Source organism: Chitinophaga sp. (genome assembly GCF_039596135.1).
GTDB lineage: Bacteria > Bacteroidota > Bacteroidia > Chitinophagales > Chitinophagaceae > Chitinophaga.
This window is the reverse complement of record NZ_JBCNKH010000002.1, coordinates 196,156-211,770: the sequence shown is the minus strand read 5'-3', so window position 1 is coordinate 211,770 and position 15,615 is coordinate 196,156. Positions and strand designations below refer to the sequence as shown.

Annotated in this window: 15 protein-coding genes; 14 read left to right on the top strand and 1 reads right to left on the bottom strand. The window is 47.4% G+C overall.

The window, feature by feature from the left end; translation table 11 throughout:
• Nucleotides 1-4 precede the first annotated feature (4 nt).
• Entirely contained in the window at nucleotides 5-364 is a 360-nt protein-coding gene (locus tag ABDW16_RS02870) for a BON domain-containing protein (protein ID WP_343667607.1), read from the bottom strand.
• A 228-nt stretch (nucleotides 365-592) separates the two neighbouring features.
• On the opposite strand from ABDW16_RS02870, the gene ABDW16_RS02865 reads away from it, so the two are divergent.
• From ABDW16_RS02865 to ABDW16_RS02800, 14 genes are all read left to right on the top strand, one after another.
• Nucleotides 593-1,024 carry a CBS domain-containing protein gene (locus ABDW16_RS02865; protein ID WP_343667606.1) on the top strand — a complete coding sequence of 144 codons (432 nt, stop codon included), beginning with the start codon at nucleotides 593-595 and terminating at the stop codon, nucleotides 1,022-1,024.
• A gap of 138 nt (nucleotides 1,025-1,162) precedes the next feature.
• A complete protein-coding gene (gene ndhC, locus ABDW16_RS02860) occupies nucleotides 1,163-1,600 on the top strand; it encodes an NADH-quinone oxidoreductase subunit A (RefSeq protein ID WP_343667605.1) in 438 nt (145 codons plus the stop codon).
• Nucleotides 1,581-2,219, top strand: a complete 639-nt coding sequence (nuoB, locus tag ABDW16_RS02855; protein ID WP_343667604.1) for an NADH-quinone oxidoreductase subunit NuoB — start codon at nucleotides 1,581-1,583, stop codon at nucleotides 2,217-2,219. Before ndhC ends, nuoB begins: the two co-directional genes overlap by 20 nt.
• A 12-nt stretch (nucleotides 2,220-2,231) precedes the next feature.
• Nucleotides 2,232-3,974 carry an NADH-quinone oxidoreductase subunit C/D gene (gene nuoC, locus ABDW16_RS02850; protein WP_343667603.1) on the top strand — a complete coding sequence of 581 codons (1,743 nt, stop codon included), beginning with the start codon at nucleotides 2,232-2,234 and terminating at the stop codon, nucleotides 3,972-3,974.
• Between the two features lie 14 nt (nucleotides 3,975-3,988).
• Nucleotides 3,989-4,453 carry an NADH-quinone oxidoreductase subunit NuoE gene (nuoE, locus tag ABDW16_RS02845; RefSeq protein WP_343667602.1) on the top strand — a complete coding sequence of 155 codons (465 nt, stop codon included), beginning with the start codon at nucleotides 3,989-3,991 and terminating at the stop codon, nucleotides 4,451-4,453.
• Between the two features lie 4 nt (nucleotides 4,454-4,457).
• Entirely contained in the window at nucleotides 4,458-5,732 is a 1,275-nt protein-coding gene (gene nuoF, locus ABDW16_RS02840) for an NADH-quinone oxidoreductase subunit NuoF (protein ID WP_343667601.1), read from the top strand.
• A gap of 27 nt (nucleotides 5,733-5,759) precedes the next feature.
• A complete protein-coding gene (gene nuoG / locus ABDW16_RS02835; RefSeq protein ID WP_343667600.1) occupies nucleotides 5,760-8,471 on the top strand; it encodes an NADH-quinone oxidoreductase subunit NuoG in 2,712 nt (903 codons plus the stop codon).
• A gap of 5 nt (nucleotides 8,472-8,476) precedes the next feature.
• A complete protein-coding gene (nuoH, locus tag ABDW16_RS02830) occupies nucleotides 8,477-9,424 on the top strand; it encodes an NADH-quinone oxidoreductase subunit NuoH (protein ID WP_343667599.1) in 948 nt (315 codons plus the stop codon).
• 12 nt (nucleotides 9,425-9,436) lie between these two features.
• Nucleotides 9,437-9,952: an NADH-quinone oxidoreductase subunit NuoI gene (nuoI, locus tag ABDW16_RS02825; protein WP_343667598.1), complete on the top strand. Its 516-nt coding sequence runs from the start codon at nucleotides 9,437-9,439 to the stop codon at nucleotides 9,950-9,952.
• Nucleotides 9,953-9,965: 13 nt separating this feature from the next.
• Nucleotides 9,966-10,499, top strand: a complete 534-nt coding sequence (gene nuoJ, locus ABDW16_RS02820) for an NADH-quinone oxidoreductase subunit J (protein WP_343667597.1) — start codon at nucleotides 9,966-9,968, stop codon at nucleotides 10,497-10,499.
• Entirely contained in the window at nucleotides 10,499-10,807 is a 309-nt protein-coding gene (gene nuoK, locus ABDW16_RS02815) for an NADH-quinone oxidoreductase subunit NuoK (protein WP_343667596.1), read from the top strand. Before nuoJ ends, nuoK begins: the two co-directional genes overlap by 1 nt.
• Nucleotides 10,808-10,814: 7 nt before the next feature.
• Nucleotides 10,815-12,704: an NADH-quinone oxidoreductase subunit L gene (nuoL, locus tag ABDW16_RS02810; RefSeq protein ID WP_343667595.1), complete on the top strand. Its 1,890-nt coding sequence runs from the start codon at nucleotides 10,815-10,817 to the stop codon at nucleotides 12,702-12,704.
• Nucleotides 12,701-14,167: an NADH-quinone oxidoreductase subunit M gene (locus tag ABDW16_RS02805; RefSeq protein WP_343667594.1), complete on the top strand. Its 1,467-nt coding sequence runs from the start codon at nucleotides 12,701-12,703 to the stop codon at nucleotides 14,165-14,167. Before nuoL ends, ABDW16_RS02805 begins: the two co-directional genes overlap by 4 nt.
• Entirely contained in the window at nucleotides 14,164-15,603 is a 1,440-nt protein-coding gene (locus ABDW16_RS02800) for an NADH-quinone oxidoreductase subunit N (RefSeq protein ID WP_343667593.1), read from the top strand. The genes ABDW16_RS02805 and ABDW16_RS02800 overlap by 4 nt, the downstream gene beginning before the upstream one ends.
• The last annotated feature ends 12 nt before the right edge of the window (nucleotides 15,604-15,615 follow it).

Sequence of the window (15,615 nt, the reverse complement as noted above, 5' to 3'; positions counted from 1 at the left end):
GGAGTTATTTTTTTATGGTGAGTTGATTAATTACCTTTTTAGGATGGATAGCGTTTACAGCCTGCATCACTTTGGGTAATTTATCTTTTGAAATTTCGCCTGTGAGGGTTACTTCGCCGTTGCTTACAGTAGCAGTTACACCAGGAAAGTCTTTGATAGCGTCAGTTGCTTTGGTCGTGAGCGAGTCATCGGCGGAGACTGCTACAGGTGCAGGAATTGGTTCGGGGGCGGTGTCAACCGCTTGTGGAGCGACAGTGGTAGCGGTATCAGTATTGGTATTGGAGTTGTTTTTCCCTTTGCAGGAGACGAATGCCAGGGAGGTAGCGGTAGCTACGGCAAGGAGTAAGGTTCTCGAATGTTTCATGTGATTAAGATGTTGATTAGGACTTAAACATATTAAAAAATGTGCCAAAAAAATGATAAATCATTCTCCCAGCAGATATATTAAAGTTAATACTCCTATAACCTACTCCCATCCAGTGCTCTCACACCTCATCGGGAAGCCTTTTATCAATCTTTCAAATTTAAAAAGCTGTTTTTATTTAAAAAAAGCCTAACTTAATAGCAAAGTCACTTCCTTAAATTCTTTGTTATGGATACTGTTAGAAATATCCTGCAAATAAAAGGAAACATGGTCTACACGATCTGCACCACCTGCACCGTGTACGAAGCACTGGAAGTACTCGAAGAAAAAAATTTAGGCGCACTAGTAGTAGTGGACGAAAGTGGACAATTAATTGGCATATTCACAGAACGGGATTACGCACGCAAAGTCATCCTGAAAGGACGCTCCTCCAAAGAAACACTAGTCAGGGACATTATGACCGATAGCCCGGTATTTGTTACACCTGATACTGAAATTGAATACTGCATGCAATTGATGACGAATAAGTTCATCCGCCATCTCCCCGTTATCCAAAACAATCAGCTGACCGGCCTTATCTCCATCGGTGACATTCTTAAATATGTCATCAGCAACAAAGACTTCATTATTCAGAATCTTGAACATTACATCATTAGCTAAGTACGTTAGACTGTCTGTACTACTTCTACGCTTCCGTTAGTCTGGTATATGGCACGGCAATTCGGATCTAGGACCATCTTTCTTTTCTATTAAAAGAAGAGGGTACCCTGTATTCCTCTTCCGGGAAAATCTTACGTTATGGGAAACGAAACTCATGGTATTCCCTTATGGCCTTTATTGCTCTATGCTGGCCTGGTAGTAATACTACTTGCCGCTATTCTTACACTTTCATATATATTAGGGCAACGTCACAACGACCGCGCCACCAACAAACCCTATGAAGGTGGTATAGAGCAAACAGGCTCTGCCCGCATTCGTTTTTCCGTACAATTCTACCTGGTCGCCATGTTGTTCGTCATCTTCGACGTGGAGGCCGTATTCATCATGCTCTGGGCCCTTGGCTTCTATGACCTGAGGTGGCCCGGTTATGTCGGTGTTGCACTCTTTATTGCACAACTTGTAGTGGTACTGATATACGAGTGGGGCATAGGCGCTCTCAACATAGGAGCAGATGCTAACAAAATTTTAAAAGCCTACAAACAAAAACAGAAACAAAATGAAATGGTGGCTAAGTAAAGCAGGTGATCAGTCGGGCCATATATCGGGAAATGGCAGCATGGAAGAAACTGTTAGCAGAAGTATCGTGCTGACTACCGTGCAGGACCTTCTCGCATGGGGACGCAAAAATTCCATGTGGCCATTCCACTTCGGTTTAAGTTGCTGTTTCGTTGAAATGGCTACCAGCATCACCAGTAAATATGATGTAGCAAGATTCGGTGCCGAAGTGATACGTGGTACGCCACGCGAAGCAGACGTTATGGTCATTGCAGGCACTGTCTTTATTAAAATGGTACCTATTATCAAACGGCTTCATGAGCAAATGATGGAGCCGCGCTGGGTAATTTCTATGGGGAGCTGTGCTAACAGCGGAGGTATGTATGATATATACAGCGTGGTACAGGGTGTAGATAAATTCCTGCCCGTAGATGTATACGTACCCGGCTGTCCACCCAGACCCGACGCGTTTATGCAGGGGCTCACACTACTCGCCGATGCAGTAGGTAAAGAAGCCCGCCCACTCAGCTGGACCATTGGCGAGCAGGGAGTAATAAAACCACACATGCTTTCGATGAAAGAAAGCAGACGTGACATACGGACTAACATGACCTCATTCAGAGGAATCGACGAAATATAAAACCGGATAAATATGTTGGAGACGGAACATAAAATACACGGACAACTGATACAACGCTTCGGCCCGGATATATTTCAGGAACAGATAACCGCCGACGGAATACTTACACTATGGACCAGTAAGAGTAGTATCCTATCCGTTATTGAATACCTGAAATCAAATCACTTCCTGTTCATGTACGATCTATGCGGAATAGACGAACGTGACCGGGCTGGCAAAGAGAAATTACCTGTTGCTGATTTTACCATTGTTTACCACCTGTTCTCGTACAAATACAATGAGTTCATCCGCATCAAAGTAGCACTGGCAGGCGAGTACCCTACCCTCCCTTCCATTACTCGTATCTTTCAAAATGCCAACTGGTACGAACGGGAAATATACGACATGTTTGGTATCCGCTTCGAAGGCCATCCCCATCTGACACGCCTGCTGATGCCCCTCACCTGGGAAGGTCATCCTCTCCGCAAAGAATATCCGGCCAGAGCAACAGAAATGGGGCCATTTCACCTATGGGATGAAAAACAGGACCGGGAGCAGGAAGCCCTTCGATTTAAACCCGAAGAATGGGGCTTGCAGGCGCACAGTGAAGACTCAGATTTTATGTTTCTGAACATTGGTCCGCAGCACCCCGGTACCCACGGCGTACTGCGCATCATCCTGCAACTGGATGGAGAAGAGATTGTAGACGCTGTTCCCGAGATCGGCTTCCATCACCGCGGAGCAGAAAAAATGGGCGAACGCCAGAGCTGGCACACCTATATCCCTTATACAGACCGTGTGGATTATCTGGGCGGTGTGATGAATAATCTCGCCTATCTGCTCGCAGTGGAAGAACTGGCTGGCATCAAAGTACCCGAGAGAGTAAAAGTGATCAGGGTAATGCTCTGCGAACTATTCCGCATCAACAGCCACCTGGTATGGTTTGGAACATTTGCCCAGGACCTGGGACAACTGTCTCCTGTCTTCTACATGTTCACCGAAAGGGAAAAGATCTTCGACATCATAGAAGCCATCTGCGGCGACCGTATGCATCCCAACTGGTTCCGCATAGGAGGTGTAGCGCAGGACCTGCCCAAAGGATGGGATACACTCGTACGTGAGTTTATCAACAACTTTCCGAAAGAACTGAAGCAATATAACAACATGGTGCTAAGGAATGGCATCATAAAAGCCCGTACTAAAGGCATCGGCGTCTATACATTGGAAGAGGCAATAGAATGGGGGGTAACAGGCCCCGGACTGAGGGCCTGCGGATTCGAATGGGACTTCCGCAAAAAAAGGCCCTACTCCGGTTACGAAATGTTTGATTTCGATATTCCCATAGCCCGGAATGGCGACTGTTATGACCGCGCCATCGTAAGGGTAGAAGAAATGAGACAAAGCCTCCGCATCGTCGAACAATGCCTTAACAATATGCCCGAAGGAAACTATAAGGCAGATCACCCACTCACTACTCCTCCCATTAAGAAATATACCATGCAGGATATAGAAACCCTTATTAATCACTTCCTGAATGTGAGCTGGGGGCCCGTAATCCCACCGGGAGAAGCGATGAGCTGCGTGGAAGCAACAAAAGGAGCCAACAGCTATTACCTGGTGAGCGATGGGAACACTTCATCTTACCGCACACGTATACGCACTCCGTCATTTGCACATATGCAGATGGTACCATATATCAGTAGAGGTTACACAGTGGCAGACCTGCTTTCCATACTGGGAAGTGTGGATTATGTACTGGCAGATATTGATAGATAGTGAAATAAACATTTATGCTTACAGCAATAGAAAAACAGGAAATAGACCACGAAATAAGCCTGGTGCCTTACAAAAGGGCATCGGTGATCGAGGCATTGAAAATTGTACAGCAGCACCGTGGATGGGTCAGTGACGAAAGTGTTGAAGCCATTGCAGACTACCTGGAAATAAGTGCTGCCGAAGTAGACAGTGTCGCTACTTTCTATAATCTCATCTTCCGCAGGCCGGTGGGCAGACACGTTATCCTGCTATGCGACAGCATCTCCTGCTACGTAATGGGATACCGTGCCCTGTATAAAGCGCTCGAAGAAAAGCTGCATATCCACATGGGAGAAACCAGCGCTGATGAACGGTTTACACTGCTACCCAATGCCTGCCTTGGCTGCTGTGACCATGCTCCTGCATTGATGATCGATAAAGATCTGTATAGTGATGTGGCCCCCGCCATGCTGGATGATATCTTAAAAAAATATGCTTAATACAATGGAACGCCCGCTAACCAAGAACATTCATCCGGATCGCCCGCCGCTTAACCTGAAAGAATATGAAATGACGGGCGGATACGCTGCTGTGCGCAAGGTATGTGGTGGAATGTCGCCAGCTGCACTACAGAAGCTGGTGCAGGACAGTAACCTGAAAGGGCGTGGTGGTGCAGGTTTTAACACCGGCATCAAATGGAGCCTTATCCCTATGGGCGACCAGGCACCTCATCCCAAATATCTTATTGCCAATGCTGATGAAATGGAGCCAGGCACTTTCAAAGACAGACTGCTGCTGGAAGGTAATCCACACCAGTTAATAGAAGGCATGATCCTGGCTGCTTACGCCATTCAGGCGGAAATCTCATATGTGTTCTTACGCTGGGCATATCACAAAGCTGCAGACCTGCTCCGGAAAAGCATCCAGGAAGCGTACGACGCCGGCTACCTGGGCCGGGATATTCTGGGAAGTGGTTTTCACCTCGATATGTACCTGCATACCGGCGTTGGCCGCTATATATGTGGAGAAGAAACTGCCTTGCTGAATGCATTGGAAGGGAAACGCGCCATGCCAAGGGCTAAACCACCCTTTCCACAAATCAGTGGCTTGTTTGGTAAACCCACTATTGTAAACAATGTGGAAACACTTTGCTGTGTTCCCCACATAGTTAACAATGGCGCTGATTGGTTCAAGGGCCTCAGCTACAGCGAAGATGGTGGCACCAAATTATATGGTGTAAGTGGTAAAGTAAAAAGACCCGGCACCTGGGAACTACCCATGGGCGTTACCATGCGCGAGCTGATTGAAGAACATGCCGGTGGTATGAAAAATGGATTCGGGTTGAAAGGCGTATTACCAGGTGGCGCCTCCACAGACTTTCTCACTACACAACACCTCGATATCAAAATGGATTATAAATCTGTGACAGCAGCAGGCAGCCGTTTAGGCACAGGTACCATGATCGTAATGGATAATGGCACCTGCCCTGTGGGATTCGTACATAACCTACAGCATTTTTTCGCACAGGAAAGCTGCGGATGGTGCACTCCCTGCCGGGAAGGCCTGCCCTGGGTGGAAAAGATCCTACTTTCTCTCGAAAAAGGAGAAGGTACGCCGGAAGACATCGAACTGCTGAAAATGCATACACAATTACTGGGTCCGGGTAATACTTTCTGTGCGCTGGCACCTGGTGCTATGGAACCATTGCAGAGTGCATTGAAATATTTCCATGAGGACTTTGAAAAACATATTGAATATAAAAAGTGTCCGTATGACTAACGAAGAATAGTATAAATACATCTTCACATGCCTACAATTTATATTGATAACAAACCTTTTGATGTAAAGGCAGGTAAAAACCTGCTGGAAGCCTGTTTGAGCCTGGGAATTGACCTGCCCTACTTTTGCTGGCACCCTGCCATGGGAAGTGTTGGCGCCTGCCGTCAGTGTGCAATAAAAGTCTTCAAAGATAAAGAAGACACCCGTGGTCGCCTGGTCATGAGCTGCATGGAAGGTGTAAAAGACGGAATGCTTATTTCTGTCAACGATGAAACAGCTAAAACTTTTCGCTCACAGGTAGTAGCATGGCTCATGACCAATCATCCGCATGACTGCCCCGTATGCGATGAGGGTGGTTGCTGCCATCTCCAGGATATGACTGTCATGACAGGGCATAACTACCGCCACTATCACTTCAATAAACGCACCTATCTCAACCAATACCTGGGTCCTCTCGTCAATCACGAAATGAACCGCTGTATTCAATGTTATCGCTGTGTACGTTTTTATCACGATTATGCGGGCGGAAAAGATCTCAATGTTTTTGCCGCACATAATCATGTTTATTTCGGCAGGGAAAAGGATGGTATACTGGAAAGCCCCTTCAGTGGCAACCTGGTGGAAGTATGTCCTACCGGTGTATTTACAGACAAGACCCTGAAAGAACATTATACACGTAAATGGGACCTCACCAATGGACCTTCTGTTTGCCAGCATTGCAGTCTTGGCTGTAATACGATTGCCGGCGAGCGCTATGGGCAGCTGCGTACTATTGTAAACCGGTACAACCATGAAGTGAACGGCTATTTTCTATGTGACAAAGGACGCTTCGGGTATGAATTTGTGAACAGCGAAAACCGCATCACACAACCACTCATCCGCAACCAACCCATAGAAGCGGTGGGACATGACACCGTGTTACAGTACATGCGTACATTGGTAACGGGCAATGCCCTGATCGGTATCGGCTCGCCAAGAGCTTCCCTTGAAAGTAACTATGCCCTTATGGAACTGGTAGGTAAAGAAAACTTTTACCAGGGTATACCGGACGACCTTGTATATGTTGAACAGAAAATAGTGGACATTCTCCAATCTGGTTGTATCCACACACCTTCTCTGAATGAGATTCAACAGGCAGATGCAGTCCTGGTATTAGGTGAAGATATCTGGAATACCGCCCCTGTTATGGCGCTGGCAGTACGTCAGTCAGTCATGAAGACAGCTGCCACACATACCACAGAACAATTGCCCATTCCTACCTGGCATGATGCGGCCATCAAAGAACTGGTGCAGGAAGATAAAGGCTTTCTGGCTAACGTGACCCTGCTGCCCTCCCCGCTTGACGAGATATCGGCAGTTACCACGAAGGCTGCACCGGATGACATAGCAAGACTTGGTTTTGCAATAGCGCACCTACTCAATCCTTCACTGCCGGAAGTACCCCATGCCGAAGAAGAGCTCCTTGCCAGTGCTGCTACCATCAGTAAAGCCCTGCAGGCAGCCAAACACCCTGTGATTATCACCGGTACATCCTGCTGGAACAATGCGCTGATCAGGGCTGCATTTGATATTGCTGCGGCGCTTGACATGAATGAAAAGAAGGCAGGTCTGGCATTTGTGATGCAGGACAGTAACAGCATGGGCCTTGCCATGACGCGTGCATCCTCCTTTGACAGAGCAGTTGCCGATATACAAAACACTACAAACAACGTTACTGCTATCATCCTGGAAAACGATCTTTACCGTTGTATTCCGGCAGCCAGGGCAGATGCATTCTTCAGCAGGTGTAAACATATCGTTGTTCTTGATGCACTACACAATCGTACAACGGAGAAAGCACATGTGCTGATTCCCGCTGCTACATTCGCCGAGGCCGACGGTACTTTCGTGAATAATGAAGCCCGTGCACAACGCAGTAGCCAGGTATTCATGCCGGCAAACGGTGAGATCAGAGAAAGCTTCAAATGGCTCTATGACATCAAGGCAATGCTAAATACTGCTGCCAACGGCCACGAAAAACATCCGGAAGATCTGCTGGTGGCATTAGAAACCAGGTTTCCACAATTTGCAGGTGTATCCAGGGTAGCGCCACGACACGATTTCCGTATCCATGGCGCCCGTATTCCACGCGAACCACACCGCTATAGCGGCCGTACAGCTATGCTGGCCAACCTGACCGTAAGCGAGCCTAAGCCGCTGCAGGACGACGACTCATCGCTGTCATATACAATGGAAGGATACAGAGGCTTGCCACCTTCGCCCCTTATTCCTTTCTTCTGGGCACCCGGCTGGAACTCCGGTCAGTCTGTAACCAGGTACCAGGAAGAAGCTGGCGGTGCATTAAAAGGAGGAGATCCTGGTATCCGGCTGTTTGAACAAACCACTGCACCACCTGTATTCACAAAAGACATCCCCGATGCATTTAAGTCCCGGGCCGGCAAATGGATGCTGCTGCCACAGTATCACATCTTTGGTTCCGGCGAGTTAAGTGTATACACAAAAGGGATTGCCTCACAATCTCCTGCACCTTATGTCTCATTATCCAGACGCGATGCAGAACAGGCCCAGTTAAAGAATGGGGACACTGTGAGCGTAAAGACCGATGGAAAAACATACGCATTCCCGCTCGCCATAAACGAATCATTGCCTGATGGCATTATGCTGGTGCCGGCAGGACTGACAGGTATGGAAGCGCTTACCTGGGGTGCATGGGTGCACCTCTCAACTGTAATCGTATGACTGTAATGCAACACATATGGATCGTATTAGGTGTACTCTTCGTATTCCTGAATATAGCCGCAGGGTTGATATGGGTGGAACGCAGGCTGCTTGCCTTGTGGCAGGACAGGCTGGGACCTAATCGCGCGGGGCCGCTGGGGCTTTTCATTGTACTGGCAGATACGTTGAAGCTCTTCTTTAAGGAAGACTGGATTCCTCCCTTTGCAGATAAATGGGTATTCATTCTCGCTCCTGCTATCGTAGTGGCCAGTGTATTGATGGGGATTGCTATCATACCTTTTGCACCAGGCATTGTGGTAGCGGATCTGAATGTGGGTCTGCTATTCTTTCTGGCAATGTCTTCATTGGGTGTGTATAGCATTGTACTGGGAGGATGGGCATCCAATAACAAATACTCCCTGCTTGGTGCATTAAGAGGTGCATCCCAGATGATTGCCTATGAGGTGTTCATGGGCCTTTCGCTGATGGGTGTGGTGATGCTGAGTAAGTCTTTCAATCTGACAGACATTGTAGCCGCACAGCAGCACCTGTGGTTTGTGGTTACACAACCAATCGGCTTCGTTATTTTCTTTATTGCAGGCCTTGCAGAAACACATCGCCTGCCTTTTGATATACCGGAAGCAGAAAGTGAGCTGATAGCCGGATTCCACTCAGAATACTCCGGGATGAAATTCGGGATGTTCTTCATCGGAGAATACCTGGGTATCTCATTGATCTCTGCAATGACGGTCACACTGTTTTTTGGTGGATGGCTGGGACCTGCGTTCCTGCCTCCGGTAGTTTGGTTTTTCTTGAAAACATTTTTCTTCATCGGCGTTTTTATACTGATGCGTGCTTCATTGCCCCGCCCCAGATATGATCAGCTGATGGGATACGGATGGAAACTGCTGTTGCCACTGGTATTGCTCAATTTGATGGTTACCGGTGCAATTGCACTCTGGCTGAAATCTTAAAAACATATAATAATGATTAGTCACCTGCGCACAATGTGGTTGGTCTTTCGGCACCTCTTCCAGAAAAAGGCTACTGTGCAATATCCGGAAGAAAAAGTGCCCATGTATCCGCGATGGCGGGGACGTATCGTGCTCACAAAAGATCCTGATGGAGGTGAACGCTGTGTAGGTTGTTATCTATGTGCAGCTGCATGCCCGGTGGATTGTATAGCGCTACAGGCTACGGAAAACGAAGAAGGCCGCAGGTACCCGGAATTCTTTCGCATTAATTTTTCCCGTTGCATCTTCTGCGGATACTGTGAAGAAGCATGTCCTACTTACGCCATCCAGCTGATCCCTGATTTTGAAATGGCAGAATACAAACGTCAGGACCTGGTGTATGAAAAGGAAGACCTGCTGATAAACAGCGAAGGGAAATATCCCGGTTATAACTTTTATAACGTGGCAGGTCTTGATGCGGGCGTGAAGGAAAAAGGCAAGGGGAAAAATGAAGAAGCCCCGGTAGATATTAAAAGCTTATTACCCTGAAAATATAAAGGATATGTCACTGGTCTTCTATATATCTTCATTCATTGCCATCCTGTCTACCGTAATGGTGATCACACGTTATCAACCTATCCACGCGCTGTTGTACCTGGTAGTGTCCTTCCTGGCACTTGCGGTTACATTCCTTTCGCTGGGTGCTCCTTTTGCAGCAGCATTGCAGGTGATTGTTTACGCAGGCGCCATTGTAGTGCTTTTCATCTTTGTAGTGATGATGCTTAACCTTGGTAAGCAGACCGCTCAACAGGAGAAAGAATGGCTGCAATTGCGGGCATGGCTTGGCCCATCTATACTCTCGCTGGTGCTACTGGCAGAAATGGCGGTATTACTGTTGCAGGATGTGCCTACAGAAATGCCTGCTGTTGTAGTCACACCGAAACAGGTATCCTTATCGCTGTACGGCGAATATATCATAGCAGTAGAGCTGATAGGATTCCTGCTGATGACGGGCATCGTAGGAGCAGCACATATTGGTAAACACAAGAAAAAGAGCCTGCACAGGTTCCTTCAAACATATCCAAACCTGAACTGATGTCAACGCTTCATGCACATACAGTATTAATAGTCGCCGCTATCCTGTTTGTACTGGGACTGGCAGGTGTACTCACAAGGAAGAATATCATCTTCATGCTGCTCTCTATCGAGATCATGCTCAATGCCGCGGGACTGGCCTTTGTAGCTGCCGGCTCCCGATGGCAGCAGCCGGATGGACAGGTCATGTACCTGTTTATACTTGCTATGACAGCAGCAGAAGTGTCCGTTGCACTGGCGCTGGTACTACAGATCCAGCATCAGCACAAGACGCTGGATGTTGAAGAACTCAAAGAACTAAAAGATTAAGTTTTATATGCAACAGTATCTGTATCTGATACCACTCCTGCCCCTGTTGGGTTTCCTGGTGTTGTCAATGGCGGGTAAACATCTGTCCCGCAGCCTCATTGCAGGTATCGGGGCTGGCAGTATTTGCGCTTCTGCACTTATTGCATTGTTCATCAGTGCCCGTTTCCTGCAATCGCCTCCGGAAACAGGTGCATACACCCAGGTGTTATGGCAATGGTTCCATACAGATAAGCTATCTGCAAACATCAGCCTGCGTATGGATGCACTGTCGCTTGTCTTCATCTGCATCATTACATTCATAGGGGCACTGATCCATATTTACTCCATTGCTTTCATGCATGCAGACAGGGACTATGCCCGCTTCTTTGCCAGCATGAACCTATTCGTTTGCGCCATGCTGACATTGGTAATGGCAGACAACCTGGTATTAATGTACCTTGGATGGGAAGGTGTAGGACTATGTAGTTACCTGCTCATCGGCTTTTGGTATGAAACACCTGCCAATTACCGGGCTGCGAACAAAGCATTTGTGATCACCCGTATCGGTGACACTGCCATGATCATTGGTCTCTTTCTCCTTTTCAAAGAACTGGGAACATTATACATTCCTGATATACTGGCAAAGGCCCCCCAGCAATTCAGCAGTGGGGCTGCCTCCGTTACACTGATCGCGTTATTGCTGCTTTCGGGCGGGATCGGTAAGTCTGCACAACTTCCCCTTCAGACATGGTTGCCCGATGCAATGGCAGGTCCATCGCCGGTGAGTGCATTGATCCATGCAGCTACCATGGTAACAGCGGGAGTTTATCTGATAGCAAGAATGCATATCCTGTTTGAGCTCTCCCCTATTGCGATGCAGGTCACTGCCATCATAGGAGCCGTAACACTGTTCATTGCGGGCTGCAGTGCCATGGTGCAGACGGATATTAAGAGAATACTGGCTTATTCTACAATCAGCCAGATCGGGTATATGTTCCTGGCCCTGGGTGTAGGCGCCTGGAGTGCTGCTATCTTTCACTTCTTCACACATGCGTTCTTTAAAGCCCTCTTATTCCTTGCGGCTGGTGCGGTGATAGAAACGCTGCACCATGAACACGACATCTTTAAAATGGGAGGACTTAGAAAGAAGATGCCTGTCATCTTCTATACGTTCACAATAGGAGCAGCAGCATTAGCTGCTTTACCACTGGTTACTGCAGGGTTCTTTAGTAAGGACCAGATACTCTGGTATGCATGGAGTGCCAATGGCGGCCATCCCGTACTCTGGATATTAGCATTGATGGGGGCCTTCATTACAGCATTTTATTCCACCAGGCTGATACTGGTAGTTTTCTGGGGAGATATGAAAACAACACCGGGGCATCTTCCGGGCAGCGCAATGACCATTCCCTTAGTCATACTGGCATTCTTCTCAGTAGCAGTTGGATGGATAGAATGGCCGCATAACATACTGCACGTTTCACTATTCTCCGGGCTGGTACAACAGGCATTACCTGCCACTACACTGAAGAGTGTTCTGCCACCAGAAATAGTGTTCCAGTTTATTGCCGTAGTGGTGTCCCTGCTCGGCATTTATACCGGTTATGTATTGTACTACGGACAAAGCGAACTGCTCATACGTTGGAAACAATCTGATGACCTGATGAACATAAGGCATTTCCTGTACAAAGGGTGGAAATTCGACCAGCTCTATGACACGTTGCTGGTAAGGCCCTTTCTGTTCATTACCGGCATTAATAAATCTGATGTATCCGATAAACTGTATACTGCCATCGCTAATGCCAACCTCTATCTCAACAGGATCTTCTCTGTATCGCAGAATGGCTCCTTGCGATGGTATGTAACAGGTGTGCTGATAGGTATCCTGTTTATCATCACCTTACAATTACTGTTATGATATTGATATGGATCATATGCATATTACTGGCAGGAGGCATATTAAGCTGGCTGGCGGCACAAAGATCGCCCCTGCTGGCAAAATGGATAGCCCTGCTCGCTGTCACCGCTGATCTTTTGATCATGTGCTGGCTCTTTAGTGTCTACAAGGCTTTCCCGGATAATACTTCCTGGTATATCAATTACCGGGCAACCTGGATACCGGCGTTAGGCATCAGTTTCCATGTAGCCATGGATGGATTCAGCCATGTATTGTTGCTCCTTACCTTTTTCCTGGGTATCCTGGCCCTGCTTTGTTCATGGAAGGAGATTAAGGAAAAAACGGGCTTCTTTTTCTTTAACCTCTTATGGACGCTGGCAGGTATCAGTGGTGTGTTCGTTGCCATGGATATGATACTGTTTTATTTCTGCTGGGAAGTGATGCTGATACCGATGTATTTCCTGATCATCTTATGGGGGGATGCCCGCCGGCGTTATGCGGGTTATAAGTTTTTCATATTTACACAGGTAGGCAGCCTGCTGATGCTGTTGTCTATACTGGCCTTATATTTCGTACATGGCGACCAGACGGGCCAATACACGTACGACTATTTCAGCCTGCTACATACAGCAATGGATCCTGCTATAGCGAAGTGGATCATGCTGGGATTCCTCATCGCATTTGCCATTAAACTACCGGTAGTACCTTTCCATAACTGGCTGCCCGATGCACATGGAGAAGCCCCCACAGCAGGTAGCCTTATATTGGCTGGTTTATTATTGAAAACGGGCGCTTACGGCATCATCCGTTTTGTATTGCCACTCTTTCCGGAAAGTGCTGTAGCCATTGCACCCGTAATGATATTGTTCGGCGTAGCAGGTATTATCTATGGTGCACTGCTGGCCTTTTCACAAACCGATCTCAAACGCCTGATCGCGTATACATCTGTGAGTCATATGGGCTTTGTGCTGGTAGGTGTTTTCTCTTTCAATAACATAGCCATGCAGGGAGTTGTGATGCAGATTCTTACCCATGGTCTCAGCACAGGCGCCCTCTTCGTGATGGCGGGTATGATAAAGGAAAGACTGCATACAAGAGATATCGACCGCATGGGTGGCATGTGGACGGCTATGCCGGCAATGGGGGGCATAGCGATACTGTTCACCATGGCATCTGCCGGGCTTCCTGCACTGGGCAACTTTATAGCTGAATTCTTTGTGCTGTTAGGAACATTTGCCAGTCATCCGGTATTCAGCATCGTTGGCTCACTCGGTCTGATCCTTTCTGCTATATATTCCCTGCGCATGTTGCAGAAAGTATTTATGGGCCAGCAGCATTTTACAGAGCCGGTAAAAGACATCAGCACCAGGGAACTGCTTATTATGGCCGCGCTGAGCATCAGTATAGTGGTCCTGGGATTATTTCCGCAACCTGTTATCGATACCGTGCAACATTTATCTAAATATTCATCCGTTACTCCATGAATGAGCTACAATTATCTGCGCTGCTTCCGTTTATGGTGCTGGCAATGGCATCCATCGTTTTAATATTGCTGATTGCTTTCCGCTTAAGCCATACCGTTATCCAGGTAGTAGGCTTCCTGATGATGTGCCTCGTTGTCTTTGCCACCTGGTATGTAAGGGATGTACTGCCACAGGAGATACCACCACTTTTTATTGTAGATGGGCAGGCAGCGGTATTCACGGGCCTGATCATTTTTTCGGTGCTGGTAATAGGGCTATTTTCGTATATCTATTTTGAAGAACGGGAAGAGAACCCCAAAGAATATTATATACTCCTTTTCCTTGCCACACTTGGCGCTGCCATCCTGACTATCAGTCAACATTTTATATCCCTGTTCATCGGGCTGGAATTACTAAGCGTGAGCTTGTATGCATTGATTGCCTATCTGCGCAACAGGAACAATGCAGTGGAAGCTGGTATGAAGTACCTTGTACTGGCTGCACTGTCCTCCGCCTTCCTGCTGTTTGGAATGGCGCTCATCTACATGGAAACTGGCAGTATGAAGTTTTCCGATATTGCAGCACAACAGGCATTGATAGGATCAACGCCTTTATTCCTGCTGGGGCTGGGTACTATTACCGTAGCTATAGGATTTAAACTGGCCCTGGTACCATTTCACCTATGGGCGGCAGATGTGTACCAGGGTGCTCCCTCTCCCGTCACAGCATTCATTGCCACCATTTCCAAGATAGGTACATTTGCAATGTTGCTCCGATTTGCACAAAGCATTCATCTGCAGCAGTATCCGTTGGCTATCACTATCTTTTCTGTGATCGCTATTGCCTCTATGGTAACGGGTAATATACTGGCGCTGCAACAGCGCAACCTGAAGCGCCTGCTGGCCTATTCATCAATAGCGCATTTCGGCTATCTGCTCGTAGCATTCCTTCCGGGCAATGATGCGGGTACTGAAGCCGCCATTTTCTACCTGACTGCTTATGCTGTTACCTTATTATCTGCCTTTGGGGTGATCATTCTCATGTCTTCCAGGCAACGTGATGCGGAAGATCTGCATACATACGATGGGCTGATGTGGAAAAGACCTATCATAGCTACCATACTGGCAATCTCGCTGTTATCGCTGGCTGGCATTCCACTGACAGCCGGTTTTCTGGCGAAATTCTTTGTACTCTCAGCGGGTGTACATCAATCCGTTTGGTTACCATTGATAGTGCTGGTACTAAGCAGTGTGATCGGTCTTTATTACTATCTGCGCGTCATTAATGCCCTGTTCTCCACAACAGTATCTACAGAGGCAATTCCCGAGCCGGTACACCCATTTTTCTATGTCTCCACTTATGTAACATTAGTGATCATGGCAGGGCTGATATGCTGGCTGGGATTATTTCCGGGGTTTACATTACAGGGCATACGGGCTTTTTTATCGTTGCATTAGATATTGATTTTT

Excerpts from the sequence above, each read along its gene's own strand:
- ABDW16_RS02870 (WP_343667607.1), bottom strand. The coding sequence starts at position 364 with ATGAAACATTCGAGAACCTTACTCCTTGCCGTAGCTACCGCTACCTCC.
- ABDW16_RS02865 (WP_343667606.1), top strand. The coding sequence starts at position 593 with ATGGATACTGTTAGAAATATCCTGCAAATAAAAGGAAACATGGTCTAC.
- ndhC (WP_343667605.1), top strand. The coding sequence starts at position 1,163 with ATGGGAAACGAAACTCATGGTATTCCCTTATGGCCTTTATTGCTCTAT.
- nuoB (WP_343667604.1), top strand. The coding sequence starts at position 1,581 with ATGAAATGGTGGCTAAGTAAAGCAGGTGATCAGTCGGGCCATATATCG.
- nuoC (WP_343667603.1), top strand. The coding sequence starts at position 2,232 with ATGTTGGAGACGGAACATAAAATACACGGACAACTGATACAACGCTTC.
- nuoE (WP_343667602.1), top strand. The coding sequence starts at position 3,989 with ATGCTTACAGCAATAGAAAAACAGGAAATAGACCACGAAATAAGCCTG.
- nuoF (WP_343667601.1), top strand. The coding sequence starts at position 4,458 with ATGGAACGCCCGCTAACCAAGAACATTCATCCGGATCGCCCGCCGCTT.
- nuoG (WP_343667600.1), top strand. The coding sequence starts at position 5,760 with ATGCCTACAATTTATATTGATAACAAACCTTTTGATGTAAAGGCAGGT.
- nuoH (WP_343667599.1), top strand. The coding sequence starts at position 8,477 with ATGCAACACATATGGATCGTATTAGGTGTACTCTTCGTATTCCTGAAT.
- nuoI (WP_343667598.1), top strand. The coding sequence starts at position 9,437 with ATGATTAGTCACCTGCGCACAATGTGGTTGGTCTTTCGGCACCTCTTC.
- nuoJ (WP_343667597.1), top strand. The coding sequence starts at position 9,966 with ATGTCACTGGTCTTCTATATATCTTCATTCATTGCCATCCTGTCTACC.
- nuoK (WP_343667596.1), top strand. The coding sequence starts at position 10,499 with ATGTCAACGCTTCATGCACATACAGTATTAATAGTCGCCGCTATCCTG.
- nuoL (WP_343667595.1), top strand. The coding sequence starts at position 10,815 with ATGCAACAGTATCTGTATCTGATACCACTCCTGCCCCTGTTGGGTTTC.
- ABDW16_RS02805 (WP_343667594.1), top strand. The coding sequence starts at position 12,701 with ATGATATTGATATGGATCATATGCATATTACTGGCAGGAGGCATATTA.
- ABDW16_RS02800 (WP_343667593.1), top strand. The coding sequence starts at position 14,164 with ATGAATGAGCTACAATTATCTGCGCTGCTTCCGTTTATGGTGCTGGCA.